General features: G+C 29.6%; 22 protein-coding genes. 5 read left to right on the top strand and 17 right to left on the bottom strand.

Translation table 11 applies throughout. The features are described 5' to 3' along the window. Positions 1-30: 30 nt before the first annotated feature. On the bottom strand, positions 31-735 hold the full coding sequence (locus ABF633_RS02080; RefSeq protein ID WP_415521532.1) for a response regulator transcription factor: 705 nt from the start codon (positions 733-735) through the stop codon (positions 31-33). Positions 736-871: 136 nt separating this feature from the next. After that, on the bottom strand, positions 872-2,248 hold the full coding sequence (locus ABF633_RS02075) for an ATP-binding protein (RefSeq protein ID WP_415521531.1): 1,377 nt from the start codon (positions 2,246-2,248) through the stop codon (positions 872-874). A gap of 376 nt (positions 2,249-2,624) precedes the next feature. On the opposite strand from ABF633_RS02075, the gene ABF633_RS02070 reads away from it, so the two are divergent. The 3 genes from ABF633_RS02070 to ubiE all read left to right on the top strand — a co-directional run bounded on the left by ABF633_RS02070 (position 2,625) and on the right by ubiE (position 5,546). Continuing rightward, complete coding sequence (locus ABF633_RS02070) at positions 2,625-3,161, top strand: FixH family protein (RefSeq protein WP_415521529.1); 537 nt, start codon at positions 2,625-2,627, stop codon at positions 3,159-3,161. 20 nt (positions 3,162-3,181) lie between these two features. After that, positions 3,182-4,576, top strand: a complete 1,395-nt coding sequence (locus ABF633_RS02065) for a 4Fe-4S binding protein (protein WP_415521527.1) — start codon at positions 3,182-3,184, stop codon at positions 4,574-4,576. 208 nt (positions 4,577-4,784) lie between these two features. Next, on the top strand, positions 4,785-5,546 hold the full coding sequence (gene ubiE, locus ABF633_RS02060; RefSeq protein ID WP_415521525.1) for a bifunctional demethylmenaquinone methyltransferase/2-methoxy-6-polyprenyl-1,4-benzoquinol methylase UbiE: 762 nt from the start codon (positions 4,785-4,787) through the stop codon (positions 5,544-5,546). Positions 5,547-5,736: 190 nt separating this feature from the next. On the opposite strand, the gene ABF633_RS02055 is transcribed toward ubiE, so the two are convergent. From ABF633_RS02055 to ABF633_RS02035, 5 genes are all read right to left on the bottom strand, one after another. Continuing rightward, the gene (locus ABF633_RS02055) at positions 5,737-6,687 is read right to left on the bottom strand and encodes a ketopantoate reductase family protein (RefSeq protein ID WP_415521523.1); all 951 of its coding nucleotides are present in this window, start codon (positions 6,685-6,687) and stop codon (positions 5,737-5,739) included. Between the two features lie 58 nt (positions 6,688-6,745). Beyond that, a complete protein-coding gene (locus tag ABF633_RS02050; protein ID WP_415521521.1) occupies positions 6,746-7,936 on the bottom strand; it encodes an MFS transporter in 1,191 nt (396 codons plus the stop codon). A gap of 187 nt (positions 7,937-8,123) precedes the next feature. Then, complete coding sequence (locus ABF633_RS02045; RefSeq protein WP_415521519.1) at positions 8,124-9,605, bottom strand: metallophosphoesterase family protein; 1,482 nt, start codon at positions 9,603-9,605, stop codon at positions 8,124-8,126. Positions 9,606-9,738: 133 nt separating this feature from the next. Then, positions 9,739-10,320, bottom strand: coding sequence for a phosphatase PAP2 family protein (locus tag ABF633_RS02040; protein ID WP_415521517.1), 582 nt, complete (start codon positions 10,318-10,320; stop codon positions 9,739-9,741). 514 nt (positions 10,321-10,834) lie between these two features. Then, the gene (locus ABF633_RS02035; RefSeq protein ID WP_415521515.1) at positions 10,835-12,334 is read right to left on the bottom strand and encodes a multicopper oxidase family protein; all 1,500 of its coding nucleotides are present in this window, start codon (positions 12,332-12,334) and stop codon (positions 10,835-10,837) included. A 236-nt stretch (positions 12,335-12,570) separates the two neighbouring features. Here ABF633_RS02035 and ABF633_RS02030 point away from each other — a divergent pair, with 236 nt between their 5' ends. Next, positions 12,571-12,930, top strand: a complete 360-nt coding sequence (locus tag ABF633_RS02030) for a YHS domain-containing protein (protein ID WP_415521513.1) — start codon at positions 12,571-12,573, stop codon at positions 12,928-12,930. Positions 12,931-13,085: 155 nt separating this feature from the next. Here ABF633_RS02030 and ABF633_RS02025 read toward each other — a convergent pair whose 3' ends face one another. The 6 genes from ABF633_RS02025 to ABF633_RS02000 all read right to left on the bottom strand — a co-directional run bounded on the left by ABF633_RS02025 (position 13,086) and on the right by ABF633_RS02000 (position 17,189). After that, a complete protein-coding gene (locus ABF633_RS02025; RefSeq protein ID WP_415521511.1) occupies positions 13,086-14,498 on the bottom strand; it encodes an ATP-binding protein in 1,413 nt (470 codons plus the stop codon). A 32-nt stretch (positions 14,499-14,530) separates the two neighbouring features. Beyond that, a complete protein-coding gene (locus ABF633_RS02020; RefSeq protein ID WP_415521510.1) occupies positions 14,531-15,235 on the bottom strand; it encodes a response regulator in 705 nt (234 codons plus the stop codon). 72 nt (positions 15,236-15,307) lie between these two features. Next, a complete protein-coding gene (locus ABF633_RS02015; RefSeq protein WP_415521508.1) occupies positions 15,308-15,550 on the bottom strand; it encodes an SHOCT domain-containing protein in 243 nt (80 codons plus the stop codon). A gap of 47 nt (positions 15,551-15,597) precedes the next feature. Next, the gene (locus ABF633_RS02010; RefSeq protein WP_415521506.1) at positions 15,598-16,320 is read right to left on the bottom strand and encodes a M48 family metallopeptidase; all 723 of its coding nucleotides are present in this window, start codon (positions 16,318-16,320) and stop codon (positions 15,598-15,600) included. A 60-nt stretch (positions 16,321-16,380) separates the two neighbouring features. Continuing rightward, positions 16,381-16,734, bottom strand: a complete 354-nt coding sequence (locus ABF633_RS02005; protein ID WP_415521504.1) for a DsrE family protein — start codon at positions 16,732-16,734, stop codon at positions 16,381-16,383. A gap of 2 nt (positions 16,735-16,736) precedes the next feature. After that, complete coding sequence (locus tag ABF633_RS02000; protein ID WP_415521502.1) at positions 16,737-17,189, bottom strand: C-GCAxxG-C-C family protein; 453 nt, start codon at positions 17,187-17,189, stop codon at positions 16,737-16,739. A 473-nt stretch (positions 17,190-17,662) separates the two neighbouring features. On the opposite strand from ABF633_RS02000, the gene ABF633_RS01995 reads away from it, so the two are divergent. After that, entirely contained in the window at positions 17,663-18,643 is a 981-nt protein-coding gene (locus tag ABF633_RS01995; protein WP_415521500.1) for an asparaginase, read from the top strand. Between the two features lie 276 nt (positions 18,644-18,919). On the opposite strand, the gene ABF633_RS01990 is transcribed toward ABF633_RS01995, so the two are convergent. The 4 genes from ABF633_RS01990 to ABF633_RS01975 form a co-directional block, all read right to left on the bottom strand. Beyond that, entirely contained in the window at positions 18,920-21,412 is a 2,493-nt protein-coding gene (locus ABF633_RS01990; RefSeq protein ID WP_415521498.1) for an ABC transporter permease, read from the bottom strand. A 285-nt stretch (positions 21,413-21,697) separates the two neighbouring features. Continuing rightward, the gene (locus tag ABF633_RS01985; RefSeq protein WP_415521496.1) at positions 21,698-22,021 is read right to left on the bottom strand and encodes a hypothetical protein; all 324 of its coding nucleotides are present in this window, start codon (positions 22,019-22,021) and stop codon (positions 21,698-21,700) included. 112 nt (positions 22,022-22,133) lie between these two features. Continuing rightward, on the bottom strand, positions 22,134-22,895 hold the full coding sequence (locus ABF633_RS01980; RefSeq protein ID WP_415521494.1) for an ABC transporter permease: 762 nt from the start codon (positions 22,893-22,895) through the stop codon (positions 22,134-22,136). Next, positions 22,892-23,548 carry an ATP-binding cassette domain-containing protein gene (locus ABF633_RS01975; RefSeq protein ID WP_415521492.1) on the bottom strand — a complete coding sequence of 219 codons (657 nt, stop codon included), beginning with the start codon at positions 23,546-23,548 and terminating at the stop codon, positions 22,892-22,894. Before ABF633_RS01975 ends, ABF633_RS01980 begins: the two co-directional genes overlap by 4 nt. Between the last annotated feature and the right edge of the window lie 8 nt (positions 23,549-23,556).

Below are 23,556 nucleotides of genomic sequence, written 5' to 3'. Positions count from 1 at the left end.
ATTCAAAATATTCGTCGCATCTTTGACTTATTATTTATTTTCAGATGCCTTATCTCTTTCGCCGCCAAATTTATAACCTACTTTAACAACAGTGATTATATATTTAGGCGCTTTACTGTTATCTTCTATTTTTTTCCTTAGATTTTTAATATGGACATCTACAGTTCTATCATATCCTTCAAAATCAATACCATATACATTTTGAATGAGCTGTTCTCGTGATAAAACTTTACCTTCATTTGAAGCAAGAGTATACAAAAGATCAAATTCATTTGGAGTCAAAATTATATCTTCTCCTTTTAATAGAACAGTTCTCTTTTCTTTGTCAATCTTAAGTTTTCTATTATCATATGAAAGCATTGTTGTCTTATTAGAATCTACCCTTCTAAACAAAGCATTTACCCTTGCTGTCAATTCTCTTGGACTTAGTGGTTTAGTGAGATATTCATCAGCTCCAATATTAAGTCCTTGAATTTTGTCACTTAATTCTACCTTTGCAGTAAGCATGAATATATGCACATCTGATGTTTTCCTTATAAACTTACAAACCTCTTCCCCATCAATATCTGGAAGCATCAAATCTAATATAATCAACTGAAAATCTATTTTATTGAATAGGTTAAGTCCATCATATCCTTTAGTTGTGCAATATACTTTATATCCTTCTCTTTCAAGATAGGCTTTAATTACCTCTGATACATTTATTTCATCCTCAATTATTAAAATATTATTCATCCCTATTCTCCTTATTTTCTAAATATATAGATTATTACTGATTATCAAGATTATAAGTACACTTTTTATCTGTTTTTTTAATTTTCATTTAAAAGGTAAAACCTTTGATAATTATTCTTAATATTTTAACGACATATTAAGACATCTTCTTATTAAAATATAATGTAAACGATGTTCCTATACCAGCAACACTTTCAACATTAATAGTGGCAGAATGAAGAGTAAGTATTCTTTTTACAATAGTTAGCCCTATACCACTTCCTTCTATTTCATGTCGACTCTTATCTCCTCTATATAATCTTTCAAAAATATAAGGTAAATCTTCCTTTTTTATACCCATACCATCGTCTTTAACTTTAGCTATAACCTTATCTTTGTTTACATCCAGATTAACCCACACATTTCCTCCAGCCTGAGTAAATTTAATGGCATTACTTAATAAATTTATAAAAACCTGTTTTATCTTATCTTCATCTCCCACTATTTGAAAATCCTTATCTTTATCAATATTCAAATTAAATTTAATATTTTTGTTTTTAAGATCAATAGAAAACTCATTACTTACAGAAGATACAAGTTCATCTAAAAATACAGTTGTCATATTAAGATTTAATTTTTCTTCATCAAATTCTTTTAATATATTTAAATTATTTAACATTTTTCCAAATCTTATTACTTCTTCATTCAAATAATTCAAGCGTTCCTCATTCACAGGAAATATCCCATCAATCATTGCTTCTAAATTATTTTGAAGAACATTTAATGGAGTTCTTATTTCATGAGAAATATCAGAAACCAATCTCTTTCTTAGCTGATCCTGCTCTTTCAATCTCTTACCTAATGTATTTATACTTTCAGTCAGATTATTTAGTTCTCTTATATTACTCTTTATATTTACAGTAGAATCATAGTCTCCATTGGAAAGTTTAACAGATGTATCTGAAACCGCTTTAATAGGTGCAGAAAATTGCTTCGATATAATTATACTGATTATAACAGCTATAAAAATTGTTATTAAAACACTAATAATAATGCCTCTGTTTATTGATATTTTAAAATTTATATCCTGCTGCGATAACAAAATTGGAGAATACTGACCAATTTCCACATAGCCTACAACTTTTCCATCAGATTTAATTTCAAAGGAATTTGATGTATAAACTCCACTGTTATTATTAATTTTTTGCATCATTAAATGAGATCTTTCTCTTATATCATTTGGATTCATTCCCCAAACTACATTTTTATTGGCATCTAAAAGAGTTAAACAATAGTTGCTCATATAAGCTTCGTGCATCATTTCTTCCCCAGAATTTGCAGTCCATTTTTTATCTCTTATATATATTTGTTTAAAATAATCCACAATCCTATTATTTCTTTGATTCTGAATGTTTACCATATATTTATCAAAGGTGCTGTTAAGTGTAAAGTTAACAAACAGTGCTGATAGAATAACAGCAATAATTGAACAACAAATAATTATTATACCTAATCTTCTTCTAATACTCTGCAAAGTATTCCCTCCAGACTTATATACAAGCTTAAATATTACAGCTAAATTCATACTTTTATACTAAGTAAAATTATACTTACTAAGTTTATTATATATTTCTAAATTATTTTATCAAATTAATATGTGAATTTTATGAAGACTTAAACTAAGAAAAGAAAAAGTATTTACAAAATCTTTCACTTATTTTGATAATTTTATTTTTTATCTTCATAATATCTTCATATGAAATTTATATACTTAAGCCATTCGGTTCAATATAGCTAAATTGACAAATTATATAGAAAGAGGTGTAGCAAGAAATATTTAATAAAAAGGTCACCAGTTAAAATCTTAGCGGAATTTTATTTAATTATATATTTAGGAGGAATTTTACTATATGAGAAAAAAATTAATTAAAAATTTAGTGTTAGGCTTACTTTTTACACTTACATTATCCACAACAGCATTGGCGGCTAGTGGTGGAACTAAAATTGAGAAAAATGTAGATGGACTAAAGGCAGACTTAGTTTTAAGCAGTGATACAGTGAAAACCGGCGATAATGAGTTAACAATTAGACTTTATGATGAGAAAGGACAACCGTTGGAAAATGCAAATGTTAAAGTAACTGCCGCTATGCCAAGCAACAATATGGGTAATATGAATATGGATAATTCTAAACCTGGAGCTATTGACTTTAAAGCAGGACATGAAAAGGGAGAATATACAGGGAACGTAAATTTCTCTGATAAAGGTAATTGGACAATTAAAACAGATTTTACAGTAGCAAATCAGGAAAAAATGGCTGATTTTGATGTAAAAGTAGCTAACGCTGGTCCTAATTGGATTATCATAGGTGCATTTTTAGGAGTTGTTGTTTTAATTATTATTATTGCTGTAATATCTAAAAATAAGAAAAAAACTTCGGCAGCATAGAAAGCGAGGAAATAATTCTTATGGAAGAAAAAGAAAAATATGAAGATAATAAAGGTAAACAAAATTCCAATTCTTCATCTAATGTAAATTTACTTAAAAATAAAATGTTTAAAAAATTTATACAGAGTAAATGGTATCCTGGTATATTCCAATGGCCAGTTTTAATAGTTTTTGCTTTTATTGTCTATGAATTATTAGTTGGTCCATCTGTTGCTCACGATAACTTTGGTACAGCTGGCACATGGGTACTATGGTGGCCTTTACTTCCAATCATGTTATTTCTTCTTGGTAGGTTTTGGTGTGCTATATGTCCCTTTGGACTTATAAATGATCTTGTACAAAAGTTTGTTGGCAATAATCGTCCAGTTCCTAAATTCTTAAGAAAATATGGAATATGGATTATAGATGCAATGTTTATAATGATAACCTGGAGCGACCATATTTGGGGCGTTGTTGAATCCCCTCGTGGTTCAGCAGTTGTACTACTACTTATTACCGCTGGAGTTATTTTTTCAGGTGCATTCTTTGAACGCAGAACCTGGTGTAGATATCTATGCTTCCTTGGTGGTGTATCTAGTAACTATACAAGAGTTGGCATGATGGAACTAAGAGCAACTCCAGAAAAATGTGCTAAATGTAAAGTACTTGCCTGCTATAAAGGTAGTGAAAAGGCTGATGGATGTCCAATGTTTGAGTTCCCAAGAACCATGGAAACCAATGCAGAATGTAACTTTTGTGGTAATTGTGTAAAAAATTGTCCTAATGATTCTATCAAAATGTACCCACGTGTACCTACTAAAGAATTATGGTTTATTCGTAAGCCTAAGCTTGCAGAATCATTTCTCGCTGTTGTAATTATGGGTATTGTATTTGTTCAAAATATTACTATGCTAACTATATGGAAAGATATATTAAGTTGGCTTGAACGTACAACTGGAACTACAAGCTATTATGTAACCTTTACTGTAACTTTTATTGTTGCAATGCTAATTCCTATTATTCTACTTTCTGTAACAGGATTAATTGCAAAGAAATTTAATGGAGATTCAGTCAAACAAAATTTTGCTAGATTTGGATACGCCATTATACCATTAGATTTAGCAGCTCATATAGCTCATAATTTATTTCATTTACTAGCAGAAGGTAAATCTGTAATTTTCACCTTTGTAGAACTTTTTGGAGTAAACATGCATGGATCAACAGCTCTATTAGATAATGAAACCATACAAGCCCTACAATATATATTAATTGTTATTGGAGCTTTAGGTTCCGTATATACTGTGTATAAAATTGCAAAGCATACTTATGGAAACAAAAATTCCATAAAAACCACAGTTGTTTATACAATATTATTAGTGTTTTTAGCAGTTGTAAATCTTATATTATTTGCTCTTCCAATGGAAATGCGTATGTAATTTAAACTATCAAAATCTAAATATTAAAATTTTATTTAAGACCATATCTCTCATCAAAATCTAAGGACACATACATTGTACTTTGGGATGTATAGCTCTTAGTTATTAGACAAATGATGATAGTATGGTCTCTCTTAATTATATCCCATGCACTTTGGGATCTTGCAATATTTGTTTTATTCCCATTAATATAAAAGGAGGTTATAATATGGCCAGTGAAAAATCAAATGTTCAAAATATTTTTTCATCTATTGCTGAAAAATATGATATGTTGAATACAGTACTAACTCTTAATATTGATAGTCTCTGGAGAAAAAAAGCTATAAATATTTCAAATATAAATGAAAATAGTAAAGTTTTAGATTTATGCTGCGGTACCGGTAAAATGATATATTATACCTGCAAAAAAGTTGGTAAAGACACTGAAGTTACAGGTTTAGATTTCAATGAAGCTATGCTTGCCGTAGGCTATAAGCGTCTTAATAAGAGTATTAATAATTATAAATTTAAATTGCTTAAAGGTGATGTGCAAGCACTTCCCTTTAAAGATTGCAGCTTTGATTGTGTAACTATTGCCTTTGGATTAAGAAACATTCCTAATAAAACAAAAGCACTATCTGAAATCTACAGAGTGCTAAAACCAGGCGGAAAAGCAATCTGCTTAGAACTATCAACTCCACAAATACCTGTATTTAAACAGCTATATGGATTATATTTTAATTATATGCTTCCCATTATTGGATATTTAGGCACTGGCAGTAAAAATGCATATTCTTATCTTAGAGATTCTGTAAACAAGTTTATGTCAAAAGCTGAACTTAAGTATGCCTTCGAATCCGTGGGCTTCAATGATACTAATTACAAATCTCTTTCTGGGGGTATAGCTTCTATACACTATGGTACAAAACCTGTGGTAAATTCTATTATCAATACACAATCCAAAAAAGTATTGATAATGAACAATGGGTAAATAAGTACCAATAGATTTATCATCATTATAAGGAATATACTATTATATTATACATATATAGTATATTCCTTATAAATGGTAAATTACCTTTTCACTGTTATAATATGGTATTCTATACTTATATAAATGCAAAGAAAAAAGGCATGATTGCCTTTTTAATTGATGAACAATAATAAAATAGGCGAAGTTATTATAAATTTAAAGAATTAAGATAATGCATATTCTCTTCTGTTTCACCTAACATCTCTATAAAGAGTTTTTCCAATACCTCCATTTCATCTTTTGCTACTATTGTATGTTTTGACATAGCAAATTCAGCAATTTTGGTATTCATTCCTATTGAAAAAATTGGAACTAATATAAAGCAAGGTAGATAAAAAAAGTTTAATTTCGCGGGCGTAATTTTAACTTCTTTTTTCTTTAATAGCGTAAAACACTCTCTAATTGACAGTATCATTTTTTTAAGTGTTTCAGGTGATTTAGCTAACTCATAGTTATTTGAATTAAACTTGTATAATGCTTTGCCTATTGGGACTATAACTGCAACATGAGTTTTTTGCCAATCCATCATATTGTTGTTTTGGCTCGGTGAAAATCCTGCACTTTTGAAAACTTGCAACAATTTTTTAAGTCTCTCCGTTTTTTTACCATTTACTTCACCAAAGGTTGTAGCTTGAAATAATTTGGCTGGTCCTTTGCCAATAAAATATGAAACAATTCCATCTTTTCTTTCTCCACCCGCAGAGGGAAAACCTATCATTACCCTATCATACCCAACTGAATCAATATACTTTTGATAACCACAAGGGTTATTTACTACAAAAACCATATTTGAACTTTTATTTTTTGATAATATTGGTAATATGCTATCTATCTGTGTATTTTGCACTACAATAATAATATAATCATATATATCATTTTCTTTAAGAGTATGAATAATAGGAACTTTTATCTTTTCCACTTTTCCGTTGATTGCATTTTTTAGTATTATGCCTTCATTTTTTAGTTCTTCAAAACGATTCCCTCTTGCTAACATAGTAATATGAACACCTGCAAGAGCTAATTTACCTCCAAAAATACTTCCAATTGCTCCTGAACCATATATTAATATTTTTGTATTTCTTATTTCATTTACATTCATTTCTATCCCCCATAAAATTCAGAATATACGAAAATGTTGAACTATCTTTTAACTATATTTAACACACTATAATTCTTTTTTTATAAAATCCAAGCATTAATATTGTAGCAATTAATGCCATTGTTGAACCAAAGTAAAAAGAAGCACTATAATTCACCTTATCATATAGCACGCCAGCTATAACACTAGCAGGAAGTAATGTGATGCCAATAATTGAATTATATATTCCAAGTCCAGTACCCATCTTGTCCTTATTTATGAGATCAGAAACCAGTGCCTTTTGCACACCATCCGTTGTTGCACTGTAAAGTCCGTATAATGCAAAAAGTAGAATTACTACAACTTTATTGTTTGTCCATCCGAAACCAAAGTATATTATGGAATATAGTAAATATCCAAAAATAATAAGTTTTTCCCGACCGACCCTATCAGAAAGTATACCAGCAGGAACAGCCAAAACTACAGAAACTGAGTTGAATATCAAATATATAAGAGGTATAAACAATGCCTGTATACCGATGTCATTAGCCTTTATCAATAGCAGTGCATCAGTTGAATTACCCAGAGTAAATATGAAAGCAATTCCTAGAAATACATAATATTTAATTGAAAAATCCTTAAAAGCAATTTTCTCAGGAAGTTTGGCTTTGCTCTTTTTACCCTCCTTAACAAAGAAAACTACAGCTACAACTCCTAAAAAACCCGGTATTGCTGAAAGTAGGAATACCTTACGGTAATCTCCATGAAACATTGATAAGACCGCAAAAGCCAAAAGTGGTCCCACTATGGCTCCACTGTTATCCATAGCCTTATGGAATCCAAAGCTTCTACCTTTAGTGTTCTCACCTGATGATCCAGCTATAAGACTGTCTCTAGGTGCTGTTCTTATTCCCTTTCCAAGTCTTTCACTAAATCTGATTATTAGAACTTGTAAAGGCGAAGTTACTATTGAAAATAATGGTGATAAAATAGCTGTAAATGCATAGCCAATGACCATAAAAGGTTTGTTTTTCCCAATTTTATCACTCCACCAGCCTGACAAAGCTTTTATAACCGATGCTGTACTTTCTGCAATTCCTTCAATAAGAGACACTTCTGTCTTTGATGCACCTATGGACATTAAAAAAAGTGGCATAATAGCGTATATCATTTTTGTCGTTGTATCAGTTAAAAAGCTGGTTATACCCGAAAAAAATATATTTTTTTCCAGTCCCAAGACATTTCTATGCTTCTCATTATTAGCCTCCACATCTATTCCCCCCAAATTTATAAATTAAATATTATTTGTAGGAAGATTATAATTTATTACCAATCATTTTTTAATGCCACTTTTCTCACCTATATAATGTTCTCTACATAATAAATCTTATCACAATGTAATATTCGTTACAAAAAAAATTCAAGTTAAAGATTATAGACTCTTAATTACTAACCCTCTAAATCTTATCAATATACTTCTTTTTCAGTTCCCTATACTTTTCTACCGAAAAATTAAATATATCAACTAGAAGTTTAGCCCACAGCAAAATGTATTTTTTCCATTTATTACAACTATTCCATAATAACCACAATAATACGATGATTGTAATAATGGCAATGCCTAACACAGATGTCTTATATTCTTTATAAATTGCCCGTGCAAACAGCTGGACTGCAGCAATATACCTATCTTGAATTCTATTTGTGGGAGATGGCAACTCTACAGCTTCAAGATAAGTATCCTTATCCGTTACTTTTACCCTCAAGTAATGATAATAACTGTCAGTAGTCAGCAGTTCAGCACCTGCTCCCCCACTTATTACATATCTGACATCATTCTTAGCATAACTAAGATAGCTATGTATATGTGAAGCAAAAACAGTGTTTACCTTATATTTAGTCATTAAGTTTTCAAATCTCGTTGCTTCGTTACTATCCGGGAAACCATGATTTAAACTCTTATATTCACTATAATTATTGGCTAATCGCTCGATCAACCCCGGTTTTTCGTCCTCTGAAACATTAGGTATATTGTTAGGTTTTTTTGCCGATCTTGGATCTCTGGGTGGTACATGTGTAAAAACAAATATCATCTTTCCTTGGGCATTCTTAAGATCATTTTCCAGCCATACATATTGTTCTTCAGGAATTGCTGTTTTTTCTGCCCACCCCCGTGAGCTATCTAAGAATACAAAATGTGCATTCTTGTATTCAAAAGAATAATAGGGTGGACCAAATAGCTTTGTATAGGTGGGCCTTCCATTTTCTCTAATATCATGATTTCCAAGTGTAGTGTAAAGTGGACCCTTGAATTTTGAAACTGTCTCATTAAATAACCTGTACTTATGTGGCTCTCCCCCATACACTAAATCACCATCATCAACTGTAAAAACTGGATTTATAGCATTTATTTGATCAATTATATTTGAAAATGTATCATAACCATCTCTATTATCACCAAGCATTACAAATTCAAATCCTTGAGTATTATCTTTGGGAGAAACATCTATAATTTTGTTTTCACCTGGCTTTAAATTAATACTCAACAACAATGTATGTGGATCTGATATCTTCATTGCGTCTTTATCCAAGTTTGAGAAAGTCGTGTCTATTGGATTTATGTTTTCTAATCTAATTAGATAAGTTCCGGAGGTTTTTGGATTTCCTCTAATTCTTATTTGCGGTGTTGGAGAAAGACTTCTAAGGATTAGATTTTCTGCTTTGTTTTCCACCACTTTTCCTTTAACAAATCCGCCCTTTATAGTCACATTTGTACCATTCCAATCATAAGAAGATACAGAATTTGATGAAGAAAAATTTAGAGGTATCTCAGTATAATTTTCCTGTATCCTGAAATTATTGATGGTACCTCCGATAAATCCTAATATCAACACTATTATACCTATAATTAAAAATATATTGATTTTACTTTTTTTCATAATAATACTTCCTTTCAGCATAGGTAACTCTCTAAATCATTGACAGATTTTGTTAATCTAATACTGATAACTTGAAGATTAAAACTGATTAATAATTATTAAAACAGAGCATATTAATTAAATATTATTATGCCTATTTATATAGCGAAGTGAATTCTAACTTAGCTGCAATCACACTTTCAATTTTATCATATATTTTGTTAATTTTATTGCTTAATTTAGCATGATATATGTAACTCATAATAAATACTATTATATATGAACCGACTATATCAAAAGGAGAGTGGTGACCCACATATATCCTTGAAAATCCTATTATAATTGATAAAAATCCTAATATTATTCCAAGAACTTTATTATATTTGTTTATACCTAATGAAATGCTCATTGTTGCAGTAGCATGGTCACTTGGGAAGGATGCATCCTTAACATGAGGATAAAGTAAATTAACTTTATTATTAACAAATGGTCTATCAGTATAATATAAAATTCCAATAAAATAAGCTAATACTAAATTAATACTTGTAAATAAAGCTGTATTAACAGCTGCACAACGAATTTTTTTATCCTTTTTAAAAATACCTAATAAAAATAATAGCACAAGTATTCCCGCAAACATGTAAATCCCATTTTTTGAAAAAAATATCATTATTTTATCCAGTAACATATCTTTGTTTGCTAAATTATTTATTAATCGAAAAATTTTCATATTCATTTCTGTATTCCTTTCTTCATTTAATCTCTTGATTTTTTACAATATTCTTTTATCTTATGGAAATTCTATTACTATTTATCCACTCCTCCTTCTGTGCCCCTTGTTATTCAATCTCTGATTTATAAGAATAAGCTACTTTTAGTAATATTTTTGTATAATATAGATTACTTATCTTCCTAGTAATTATCTCTTATCAAAATTAAAATTAAATTAGAAAACAATTAAATATTAATTAGAATTCTCAAACAACAAAGTTTTATATACTTTTTTGTTATAATATCTGTTACTAATATAACCTTTTCTTAATATATCTAGTAATATAATTTAAATCTACTCTATCTACCTGCACTCTGTGAAAGTGATTCGCACAAAATCGAAGATTTTGGTTATCTACTTTTGTTCCAGTTATTTTTTCTTACATTATTTTTTCACATAAAAAAGTTAGTATATCTAATTTGTGATACTTGATATACTAACTTTTTATATAAATAGAGATATACTTCATTAATTTTTATTATTGTACTTCAAACTGACCCATCATTCCTCCATCTTCATGCTCTAAAATATGACAGTGATACATGAAGACTCCTTTTTTAGTGAATTTCATTATAATACGAACTTTTTCTCCTGAATGAATTAATACTGTGTCTTTCCATCCTCTCTCACTTTCGGGAGGTTGCTTTCCATTACGTGATAGTATTTGAAATTGAACTCCATGAATGTGTAAGGGATGATTCATACTACCCATCATATCTTCAATATTATTGATTTCCCATATTTCAGTATCATTAAGCTTTACTCTTGCATCAGTCCTATTCATATCAAATTTCTTGCCATTGATTGCAACCATATTTCCCATGCCCTGAAGATCAAGCTTTCTTGTTGCAGACACAGATTCCTGTGAAAGTTTTTCGATTTCAGTTAACTTTTCAGGAATAATTGTATTATCATTCCCGTCGCCTTTTACATTAAAAGTCATTATATCAAATTTACCACCAGATAATGTTACTGTACTTCCATCCTTGTATTTAGAAAAATCCACTATAATCTCTGCCCTTTCTCCTGGGCCTAATTCTAATTTATTTAATTTAACTGGAGCTGCTAAAAACCCACCATCTGATGCAATTTGCGTAAAATCTCCACCATTACTTAGTTGTAAATTATAAACTCTGGCATTAGATCCATTTACAATCCTAAATCTCATCTTTATTTTCTTTACATCTAAATATGGTTGTACTGCTCCATTTACTAAAATAGTATCTCCCAGAGCACCGTCCACTGACTTTCTTTGAGAATAAAATATATTTCCATTGTCATCAAAGGTCTTATCTTGAATGACTAGAGGAATGTCATTTACTCCATAATCTTTAGGTATATTTAATTTATTGGACACTTCATCATCTACATATATAAGCCCTGCTAACCCTTTGTATACCTGTATACTTGTTTTCTTATCCACATGAGGATGAAACCATAAAGTTGCAGCTGGTTGATCAACATTAAACTTAACATTCCATTGGCTACCAGCTGCAATTGGCTGATGAGGTCCACCATCTATGTCTCCATTAACATTTAATCCATGCCAATGCACAGTAGTTGATTCCTTCAATTTATTATTTACATTGATGTTTACTTCTTCTCCTCTATTTACACGAATAACTGGTCCTAGATAATTTCCATTATACCCATAGGTATTTGTTTCTTTTCCATTAAAAAAAGAAGTAGTTCCTTCCTGAGCATTTAATGTAAAGTCTGCTACATTAGGGTCAGGATTCGTATCTTCCAAAACTTTTGGTATTGGCAGCATTGTGCTTTGCTTCAAACCGCCTTTATTTGCACTACTTGAATTCATAGGGTCTTGTTGCTCTTCCATATTACTATTCATCATAGCCCCAGTCTGATCTGATTTATTTTTGTTATAGTTATTATTTCTAAAACTCAAAATTAAATAATAACCTGTAATCGTTATAGCAGCAATCACGACTATAATCAATATATTTCCTTTTTTATTCAAGTTAACCCCTCCATAAATAATATTATTTATTATCTAATAATCGGTCTTTAAACGAATTATATATTATTTTTATAAAGAAATTATGAAGAATTTATAATATACTTCCATAATACGTTGCATTTACTTGTCAGTACATTTCTTCATTCTATCTACATAATTCTATTCTATACTGTATACAAATAATAAAAATATAAGCAAATTTTAATATGCTTTAATATTGAGAAGAGGCGTTTGTGATGAAATTCTTAACAGATAACTGGTGGTATATTTTAATTATAGCAGTAATGGCATACATGATGTTTCGCGGCGGAGGCTGCTGTGGCGGTGGACATGGAAGTCACAACGAGCACAATGATTCTCATGATGGTGGGTGCTGTGGAAACGAACACATGGATCACCAAAAACCTAATGAACACAATGGTGGATATATAGAAAATTCAACAAATATAAGTATAGATACTGCTAAAGATCCTGTGTGCTGTATGAATGTATCAAAGAAAGATGCCATCTCAAGAGAAATAAATGGTACCACATATTATTTTTGTAGTAAAAATTGTGCTAATGAATTTGAAAGAAATCATACACAGTATAAATAAAAATGGTTGTATAGTAACAAATAACACTTGAATTAACGTTCATACTAATTAATTCAGGTGTTATTTGTTATAACTAGATAAAACAATTTGATTTATCTATATAATTTTGAAATACCCCTATGTCAAGTTAGGGATAAAATTTAGGCAAATTAATATTACACACATATAATTTTAGGAAATTTTACTCTAAATATAGTACCTTCCCCCATTTTACTTTCAACCTGAATTTTTCCTCCATTAGCTTCTACTAAACTTTTAGTTATGGTAAGTCCAAGTCCTGATCCACCGGTATTTTTAGCTCTTGATATATCACTTCTATAGAATCTCTCAAATATATATGGTAAATCTTTTTCAGAAATGCCTATGCCATTGTCTTCTACCTCTATTATAATATGGTCTTTTTTTTGAAATAAAGCTACTTTTACTCTACCATTAATTTCAAGATAGTTATTTGCATTTGAAAGAAGATTGTGCAATATTTGTTTTAAATTATCTTTATCCATATATACAATTATGTTTTCTGTAATTTCAGTGATAATCAAACAGTTTTTCCTCATAAATATAGGTTTAAAAGTATCTACAATATTTATAATTTCAGAAGATAAATTAAATTTACTTTTATTCAGGGTTATACCTGCTTGCTCAAGTTTTGATATATTTCTAAGATTATTTACTAATTTTGAAAGTCTATCTAATTCTTCATAAAATACTTGAAACCTTTCTTTTGATGGTTCCCATATGCCGTCAATCAAAGCTTCCACATGAGTTTTTAATGTAGTAAGTGGAGTCCTTATTTCATGAGCCATATCAGAAGTGAGTCTTTTCCTAAGCTCCTCTTGATTCTGTAATGTTTCTGCAAGATAGTTTATTGAAGAAGCCAATTCTTCTATTTCCTTCGTATTGGATTTTATATTAGAACGAACTGATAGATTCCCTCTCCTCATGTCAGAAGCAACCTTAGTTATCTTTTCAAGTGGAGATGCAATCTGCCTTGATAAAAGGAAACTTATTAATAATCCAAAAATTAGTGTTATAAAAAAAGATATTATAAAAGATTGATTAAGATTATTTATAAAGGTTAATGAATTGGAAGAAAAATAAGAACTGCCATAATAGCCAATGATTATTGTCCCAACTACACTATTATCCTTATTCAGTTCATGTTTTTCTTCTTTGTATTCTCCAGAATTAATATTGGATAACCCCCCCATCATACTGCTTTTTCCTCCGCCCATCATTGAATTCATCATATTTTTATGCTGCATATATGAATTCCCAGAAGAAAATATAATATTACCTGAATTATCTCTTACTTCAATATATAATTCATTCATATTTGAATTTCTGACCATTGTTTCCTGGCTATCACTTGAAAACCCATTATCTTTATTATAGGAATCTTCGATAAATTTAACTATTTCATTTATCTTTGTATTATGTTCATCTACTAAATATTTACTAAATTCATTAGAAATTCTTAAATTTGAAATAATACTAGTAATAACTAAAGAGCCAATAAGAGCAATTAAAAAACCTAAAGATAATTTTTTACCAAGTGTTATTTTCACCACCATGACCTCCTATATCAACTAAGATATTATTAAGACTTTGAGCCTGTAAATTTATAGCCTACTCCATAAACCGTACTTATATATTTAGGATTCTTTGCATCATCTTCAATTTTATGTCTTACATTCTTTATATAGCTGTCCACAGTTCTATCAAATCCTTCATATTCAATTCCAAAGGCTTTTTTAACTAACTGCTCTCTTGTAAACACCTGGCCAGGATTCGTAAGTAGTGCCACCAATACTTTGAATTCATAGGGAGTAATATCTATTTCTTTACTTTTCTTTTTAACTTTCATTTTTCTCACATCTATTTCCAAATCACCATCATTAAATACAAGATAATCTGCAAGTGGATTATCATCTCTATAAGCTCTTCTAAGAAGCGCTCTTATTCTTCCCACAAGCTCTCTTACACTAAAAGGTTTTGTAAGGTAATCATCTGCTCCCATTGCTAAACCTTCAATTTTATCATCTTCCTCTATTTTAGCAGTAAGCATAATAATGGGAACATCAGATATTGTTCTTATCCTCCTACAAACTTCTTCTCCAGAAATTTTGGGAAGCATTAAATCCAATACAATGAGTTTAATATTCTCCTTTTTAAAAATTTCAATTGCTTCTTCACCATCAGCAGCTGTATATACTTTAAAATTATCCTTTTCTAAATAAGCTTTAATTACTTCTAGTATTGTATATTCATCATCAACTACAAGTATATTAATAGTATCATTCATTTTTCAAACACCTCAATACGCAATTCGTTACTTCATAGGATTATTATATCAAAAATAACTAGAGAGTGATCTCTAGTTATTTTTGATAAATTCTTTTCTCTTTTTATATTCTTCTTCGGTAATTTCTCCTTTAGCATACATGTTATCAAGAGTTTTAATTGCATTGCTATTCACCTTAAAATAGCCCTTAAATAATTTTACTGCCGCAACAACTATTCCTATAATTATTAGAAGTCGTATTATCATAAATATTATAAGATATGGGCCTCCCCAGCCTATGAATCCATTACCATAACCGTAACCACAACCAAACATAATATCCTCCTCCTTTTAATTTTCTATAATTAAATTATAAAATTAAATTATGGAGCAATTATGAAGAATTTATATCCGTTATTTTTAAGCCACTGTTCTCTTTGTCTATAGTCCGGTAAAATAAAAGCTACTAATTTCCAGTACTCCTTAGAGTGATTTTTGTGAACCATATGACACATTTCATGAACAACTATGTAATCAAGCACCTCTGATTTTGCCATAACACAGCGCCAGTTAAACAGTAGAGCATCTTTATAAGTACAACTCCCCCATCTTTTCTTTTGTTCTTTTACCTTAACTTCAGATGGAGTCATAATAAAAAATTTTTGATAAAAATTTATTCTTTTATCTATTTCTTCCTTTACCTTTTCTCTATACCATAATTCCATAGTTTTTCTTATATTTTCTTTATTTTCATTATTGATAGTAACTACAATTTTATCATTAAGTAAATTAACTTTAGCTTTATTAATATGAGATTTTATGTCTATCTGCAGCTGATAATCTACTCCCAAATACATAACCACTTCACCATTAATAAATTCCCTAATTAAAGGTTCATTCTTAACATTTCTAAACTGATAGAGCTTTTTAACAATCCAAGGTGCTTTTTCCATTACTCGTTCTCTTATTACAGCTTTTGGAATCCCCAAAGGTGCCCGTACTTTAATTTCTCTGGAAGGTGCTATGGATATCTCCATAGTTTTTCGCTTACTAAACACCACTTCAAACTCTATCTCTTTTCCTGCATAAATAAATTTTAATATCATAAGATCATCCTAATTTAAAATAGACGTGAAAATAATATAAAGGTACTAATATTATGAAGTCTAAGGCTTAATATATGCATATCCTTCTTTTTGCTTATCTATAAGTTCTAAAATACCTGCTGGTACTACCAGAACAAACGCCATTAGATTTTCTCTTTGTATACCATAACTCTTTAATGCATTATTACAAGCTACAAATTTAACCTTTTTATGGCTTAAATCCTCCATAACATGGAACTCTTCAGAAGAAAAATTATTATTAAAATCATATAATTTTACAGCTTCTGCATTAGCTACTACTTCGATATTATAAATTTCATTTTGAAGAGCATTTATCAAATTATTAATATTTCCTAAAAGTAATTTCCATTTATTTAATTCATCAATGTGAAATATAACTTTTCTTTCCTTCATTATTAAACTACCTCTTGTACACTACACTGAAGTTCTTCTATAATATTAATGGCATCTTTTATTAGCTTGGGACACACATCTTTAAATACGCCCTTTTCTCTAGCATAACCTATCATACCTTTTTGCTTTAAGTTACATCCAATTAGATCCTTACATAGCATTGAACAATTCATATTTTTAAATTTTTCACTAAAAATCTCTATCATTTGCTGTGCTTTTTCCTTTGATAGCTTATTCTCAATTTCATTGGTTCCATATTTAAGATCCAAAACCATCATTGCACCAGTTACAGCTCCACAAACTTCATCCCCGCATAATACGTTTTCTAAACCATTACCAAGTTTTAAAAGTGAATCCATATCTAAATTCAATTCATTACAATAGGTTAACAATACACTTTGAGCGCAATTAACCCCTCTGCTAAATTTTCCTATGGCTTGTTCTACTTTATTCATAATATTCCACCAACTATCTTTAAATTTATCAATTAATATTTTATCCCGTTATATAACAGTTAAATATTTTTTTCTTTATTCTATAATACCACATTTGTAATTAAAAAAACATTATTTTGTTAATTTTTGATTAAATAATTATTATTTTATTGCTTATTTAAGTTTATTTTTACAAAGTTAATAATTTATCATATAAACGTGCATATTCGAAAAACGTTTACAATGTTCTGCTGCTTTTTGTGCAATAATGGACACTATTATCAATTTATTAATCACGCTGGCATATTCATTGTATTTTTTATTAAATTTATAAAATTAAAACATTTACATTTCATATTAAATTATTTTTCACATATACCTCAGCAAAAGATTATGTTAAAATAGGAATAGTTTAAATAGCTTGTCCGAATAGATATTAATAACAATTATACTCATAAATTCTATTTAATAATTATATACAAGGAGCATTAAAAATGAAAAACATTATTATTATATTTACTGGTGGCACAATATCAATGAAAACAGATAAAAACACTAATGCAGCTGTACCATCGCTATGTAGTGAAGATATATTGAATCTAACGCCAGGAATAGAAAGCATAGCCAATATTCATTGTATGGATTTCGGCACTGTACCCAGTCCACATATGACACCAGAAAAAATGCTGGAATTGTTAAAAATAATAAGAGATAAATCTAAGGATTATGATGGTATCGTGGTTACTCATGGAACAGATTCTCTAGAAGAAACTGCTTATTTTGTAGATCTTACCTACAATAGTTCAAAGCCTGTAATCTTTTTAGGTTCTATGCGAAATAGTTCAGAACTTGAATGGGATGGTCCCTTGAATCTCATAAATGCTGTTCATACTGCTATATGTGAAGATTCAAAAAATAGAGGAGTGTTAGTAGTAATGAATGGTGAAATTCACTGCGCTTCTCAGGTAACAAAAACAAATACATCATCTTTAGATACCTTCAAGAGCTTGGATTTTGGTCCTATAGGATTTATAGACAACAGTAAACCTTATTTTTATCTAAACTACGCAAAGCGCCAATATATACCATCAACAGAAGTTGAAACCAGAGTAGATCTTATAAAATGTGCTTGTGGCATGAACGATAGTATTCTAAAATTCTGTGTAGACTCTGGAACAAAAGGTATTATCCTAGAAGGTATGGGTAGAGGAAATATTCCTCCTGATATGGTTTCCGGCGTTCAGTATGCTCTAAATAAAAATATACCTGTTGTTCTAGTTTCCAGATGCATATCTGGAAAAGTTTATGACAACTATGGTTATGAAGGTGCGGGAAGAGATCTCACTAAAAGAGGTGTAATACTAGGCGATAATCTTAATGGACAAAAAGCCAGAATAAAGCTGATAGTAGCTCTTGGATTTACTAAAGATTTATCTGAAATAAAAAAAATATTTGAGGAAAACTATTACCAATAAAAATTGTAAAAGGATTTTTAATTCTGTAAGTAGGCAAGCAATTTTAAACATTTATCCGATGACTACCCACTCTAATATTCCCATATTCTTCGAAGTTGGAATAAAGAGTGGCTACATCCCTGGATAACGACTCCTAATCATCAGTTGGAATAAAAAACTCCACCTGATGCTAAGAATTCTGTTTACCAATTGCTTGCCCTTTAATTGTTAATAAAGTATAATTTCACAAAATTCTTTATTATTAACTTAAATACTAATTATAATTTTTACACACATTTATTCATATTTAATAGCCTCAATAATATTCAGTTTAGAAGATTTAAAAGCTGGTATTATGGATGCTGCCACATTAATAATTATTCCACCTATAAAAGCATAAACAAATAAAGTCCATAAATAATTTATTTCAAGTGGAAGATTCATAGCTTCACTGACTTTAGGTACAATTTTAATCATTAGACTTCCCGCAAAAATGCCTACCGTTCCTCCCACAATACCTCCACTTAATGATTCTATAAATATCACTTTAATAGTCTGTAATTTACTCATACCTACGGAACGAAATATTGCCAGGAATCTTTTTCTCTCCATAAAGCTAATGAGAAGGTTATTCAATACACCAAATATACCTATTACCAATGCCATTATAGAAAAAGCATTGAGGACATTAAACATTTGCTCATTGCTTTTTCTATTTTCAGTTTCCATCTCCTCTTTTGTCATAAGAGATAATCTTATAGTCTGCAGCTTATTTTTAATATTATCTAATACAATCTGTGGATTCTTATTTGTCTTTACATATATTGCGGAATAATATTTAATTCCCATATCATTCTTTATATATTTTTCTCCTACAAGTGCATAGTTTCCATTATACATTACTGAATTGAATGCTCCAATTATCTTATATTGCTTCTCATTTTTTCCCATTTCCAAGGCAATATAATCTCCTATCTTTAAGCCCAATCTTGAAAGTAGTGAATCTGTTAACAATATATTTCTATCTTCATTTAGCTTTTGAAAAATCTCATCTGGATTGTCTCCCAATCTTTGATCATAAAATTGCAGATACTTATTTGTAGCCACACCTTCCACAGAATCAATGGTTCTATTTGAATCAGCAACTTTTACACTAGAACTATAGACTCCATAAGTATCACTAACTCCATCTACATTTTGAACCAGCCTCTCCGTATTTTTATCCAGCATATTACCCCACATTTCAATATCTACATTAAATTTTGCGTAAGCATCTAGAACCTCTACTCCTACACTATAGCTCACGGTATTTATCATAAGTAATGCAGATATTCCTATAGCTAAAAGTGAAATATTATTTAAAAGGCTCTTGTTTTCCCTCAAATTTTTAGCTGCTAATACACCCTCATTTCCAAAAGTAAAAATATATACCTTTTCAAAAATTTTAATAAATATATTAGTTATAAATGGTACCAGAACTACAACGGAAGAAACAGCTAGTACCATACAAAGTCCATCTATGTACAGTGCAAAACTTTTTGGTGCTATATTAGGAAGCCCAAAAGAAATACCTAATAATATAATACCTAAAATTAATTTCCAAAGTTTATTTTTTTTATTTTCTTTTTCGACTTCATTTAATACAATATCCTTAACTGGAAGTTTTGATATCATGATTATAGGCAGTATTGCACTGATAAATGAAATAAAAACGGCTAAAACAAATGCAATTAAAAGCTGTAAAATTGAAAAATGGATTTGTATTGAATTGCCTTTCATCCAATCCGGTGTAGTAATCCAGGTCATTATATATAATATTCCTATACCTAAGCCGCAGCCTATTATTCCACCAATCACACCATAACATAAGCTTTCTATAATTAATATTAGATCCGTCATTCTTTTGGTGGCACCTATACTCCTGAAGGTTCCTATTGCCGGTAATTTTTCCATAGCAATTACCTTAAAGGCTGTATAAGTTATAAACATACTCATACAGAGCACTACAATAGTCATCATCATAAATGGTGTGGTAAAACTGCTTACTTGCTGCTTTAAATCATCATCATTTATAGCACTCTCAACTTCATAATCTTTATATACAGGCTTTAAATCCTGAATAATTTCTTCCTTTTTAATTGAATCCTTGGATTTTATATATACAACAGATACCATACCCTTAACACTCATTATAGAATTTAAAGCTTCCAAAGGAACTATACCAGATACAGATTTTCCATCATTAGAAAAGAATCCTGTTTGACCAGCTATTCTCCACACTGTAAACTTATATTTTGCGCCATTTATTTCCAGTTCAATTGAATCTCCCACATTCTTATTATATTTTTGTGATGTAAATTTACTTATTATGATTTTTTTCCCGCTAAAATTCTTATCATTGCTGCTCTCCATAAAAGAAATGGGATTCATCAATTGTAATTCATTAAAATTAAAGCCACGTAAATTAAAGCTGACTGTTTCATCTTTATTAATTTTATATAAACCTATTTCACTAATTGATCCAATAGCATAATCTATCTTATCGTTTTCTTTTTGTATCTTATTCATATAAAAATATTTGGAAGGTGATTTGTCTCCAGAATGAATTATAACATTTGAATTACCATAGGAACTGCTCAATTTATTTACATAAATTTTTTCTATGGTACCAGATATGGCACTGGAAGCAAAAAATAATGCTGATGATACAGCAATTGCGAATAAAATAAGAAAGGTCCTAAACTTTTTTTCTTTAATACTTTTTAGAGAAAATCTAAAAATAATGTTCACATATGCACCTCCTAATACATACACTTTGTAATATCAATTTTGATTTTTTATCTAACCAAAAATGAGGAATGCTGAATTTAAACTTTAATAACTATCAACATTCCTCATCTTAACTTTAAGGCACATTCAAATAAATAACTAGTCAGTATGCTAGTCTATTTTGAATCCTACTGCGTCAACAGAACCCTCAGATAGCTCACTATCTTCGGAACCTGTTTCCTTGTATGATTCAAAATATCCGTCGCATCTTTGACTTATTATTTATTTTCATATGCCTTAATATTTTTATATACCTGCTCCATCATTAAAAAAATCATTCAACTTTAAATTATAAAAAGTTTTATTATTTATTTCTAACACATTTATAAGCTCTTTAGTATTTATATCTTTTCTTTTCTTAACTATTTCAGAAATTTTCTGCTTATATCTCTCAATTTTTTCTTCCTTTTTCCTCTGTATTGCCTCTTTAGCTTTTATATTAAAATCAACGGCATTATTCTCAAGACTTTTTATTAATTTTTCATTTTCTCTTTTCAACTTTTCATTTTCTTTTTTTAGCTCTTCAATTTGTTTAATCAAGCTAAAGCGATCCATATCCTGTAAATTCATCTAAAATCACCCTACTAAACCAATACGTATTTATCAATTTATATACTATGATAAATAATTCCTATTGTCAAGTTATGAATTTGTAAATATATAAAGAATATATAATTTTTTCCTAAATTAGTTGTTTTCGTTTATTAAAAAAATTCTTATAACACATATAACAGGCTATAAATGAGGATATAGCTGTAGTAGAAAGAAGCATGAAGGCAACTATTATTTGATATTTAATAGCATTAACTGGTGAAGTACCAGCCAAAATCAGTCCGGTCATCATACCCGGTAGAGATACAATTCCTAATGTCTTTGTGGAGTCGATTGTGGGAAGCATTCCAGTTTTAACAGAATCTCTTATTATTTCTATAGATGATGGTAAAACATCTGCCCCTAGTGAAAGTTTTGTCTCCACCTCTTCACGTTTATTTTTAAAAGATGAACTCATCTGTTTAAAAGACAATCCCAAAGCTACCATTGCATTGCTTATAATCATTCCGCCTATAGGTATTATCTGGTAGGCCTCATATTTTATAACTCCTGAAAGCACAAGAATTACTAGAGTACTAATGGTTCCTACAGATATTGAAATAAAGGCTATGAGTACTCCATTTTTTACTCCTTTGCCCCTTTTCGCCGCATTATAAGCAGCATTAAATGTCATAAAAACCAATAAAAACGTAGTAAAAATAGGACTTTTAAAACCAAATATGTAGTTAAGTAAATAGCCAACAGCAACCAGCTGAATTACAGCTCTAATTACACTTATAATTATTTCTTTTTCTAACTTTAGTTTTTGAAAATAGGCAAAAAAAAGAGAAATCAATACAAGTAGAGACGAAACTAGCATTGAAGAAATGTTAATATCTGCTCCGTTATTCATTTTAAAACCTCCAAAGACATTATTTCACCATTTTCCATGGATATTACTTTATTTGAATATTTCTTACTTTGTACAGGATTATGTGTTATCCATAAAATTGTAATACCTTCCTCATTTAAAGACTGTATTACTTTTTCCACAATCAAAGTGTTGTCCACATCAAGAGCTGAAGTGACTTCATCTAACAGAAGAATTTCTGGTTTAAATAATAAAGTTCTAATAAGTGCTATTCTTTGTTTTTCTCCTCCTGAAAGATTCTTTACCTTATTATCTAGACAATCGCTTTTAATGTTAAAAATTGCAAAAAGTTCTTCCACCCTTTTTAGATCTATTTTTTTACTTCTTATTGAATATGGAAATTTTAAATTATCCATTACAGTGTCTCCAAAGAGATAAGGATTTTGAAAGCAGTATCCTATACTTTTTCTCCACTCTACGGGACTATATTCCATATAGGATTTATTCTTATAAACTATATCTCCTTCTGTAGGACTTATTAGCTGAGCACACAATTTTAAAAATGTACTTTTTCCGCTGCCTGAAGGTCCTACTACAGAAATAAAATCTCCTGAATCAACATTTACTGATATATTTTTTAATATAATTTTATTATCATTAACATATGTCACATTTTGAAAATCTACTAAAGACAATATGAGCA

This window comes from Clostridium sp. (assembly GCF_047718555.1).
GTDB lineage: Bacteria > Bacillota > Clostridia > Clostridiales > Clostridiaceae > Clostridium_I.
This window is presented reverse-complemented; position numbering and strand designations above follow the sequence as displayed.

Excerpts from the sequence above, each read along its gene's own strand:
- ABF633_RS02080 (WP_415521532.1), bottom strand. The coding sequence starts at position 735 with ATGAATAATATTTTAATAATTGAGGATGAAATAAATGTATCAGAGGTA.
- ABF633_RS02070 (WP_415521529.1), top strand. The coding sequence starts at position 2,625 with ATGAGAAAAAAATTAATTAAAAATTTAGTGTTAGGCTTACTTTTTACA.
- ABF633_RS02065 (WP_415521527.1), top strand. The coding sequence starts at position 3,182 with ATGGAAGAAAAAGAAAAATATGAAGATAATAAAGGTAAACAAAATTCC.
- ubiE (WP_415521525.1), top strand. The coding sequence starts at position 4,785 with ATGGCCAGTGAAAAATCAAATGTTCAAAATATTTTTTCATCTATTGCT.
- ABF633_RS02055 (WP_415521523.1), bottom strand. The coding sequence starts at position 6,687 with ATGAATGTAAATGAAATAAGAAATACAAAAATATTAATATATGGTTCA.
- ABF633_RS02045 (WP_415521519.1), bottom strand. The coding sequence starts at position 9,605 with ATGAAAAAAAGTAAAATCAATATATTTTTAATTATAGGTATAATAGTG.
- ABF633_RS02040 (WP_415521517.1), bottom strand. The coding sequence starts at position 10,320 with ATGAATATGAAAATTTTTCGATTAATAAATAATTTAGCAAACAAAGAT.
- ABF633_RS02030 (WP_415521513.1), top strand. The coding sequence starts at position 12,571 with ATGAAATTCTTAACAGATAACTGGTGGTATATTTTAATTATAGCAGTA.
- ABF633_RS02020 (WP_415521510.1), bottom strand. The coding sequence starts at position 15,235 with ATGAATGATACTATTAATATACTTGTAGTTGATGATGAATATACAATA.
- ABF633_RS02015 (WP_415521508.1), bottom strand. The coding sequence starts at position 15,550 with ATGTTTGGTTGTGGTTACGGTTATGGTAATGGATTCATAGGCTGGGGA.
- ABF633_RS02010 (WP_415521506.1), bottom strand. The coding sequence starts at position 16,320 with ATGATATTAAAATTTATTTATGCAGGAAAAGAGATAGAGTTTGAAGTG.
- ABF633_RS02005 (WP_415521504.1), bottom strand. The coding sequence starts at position 16,734 with ATGAAGGAAAGAAAAGTTATATTTCACATTGATGAATTAAATAAATGG.
- ABF633_RS02000 (WP_415521502.1), bottom strand. The coding sequence starts at position 17,189 with ATGAATAAAGTAGAACAAGCCATAGGAAAATTTAGCAGAGGGGTTAAT.
- ABF633_RS01995 (WP_415521500.1), top strand. The coding sequence starts at position 17,663 with ATGAAAAACATTATTATTATATTTACTGGTGGCACAATATCAATGAAA.
- ABF633_RS01985 (WP_415521496.1), bottom strand. The coding sequence starts at position 22,021 with ATGAATTTACAGGATATGGATCGCTTTAGCTTGATTAAACAAATTGAA.
- ABF633_RS01980 (WP_415521494.1), bottom strand. The coding sequence starts at position 22,895 with ATGAATAACGGAGCAGATATTAACATTTCTTCAATGCTAGTTTCGTCT.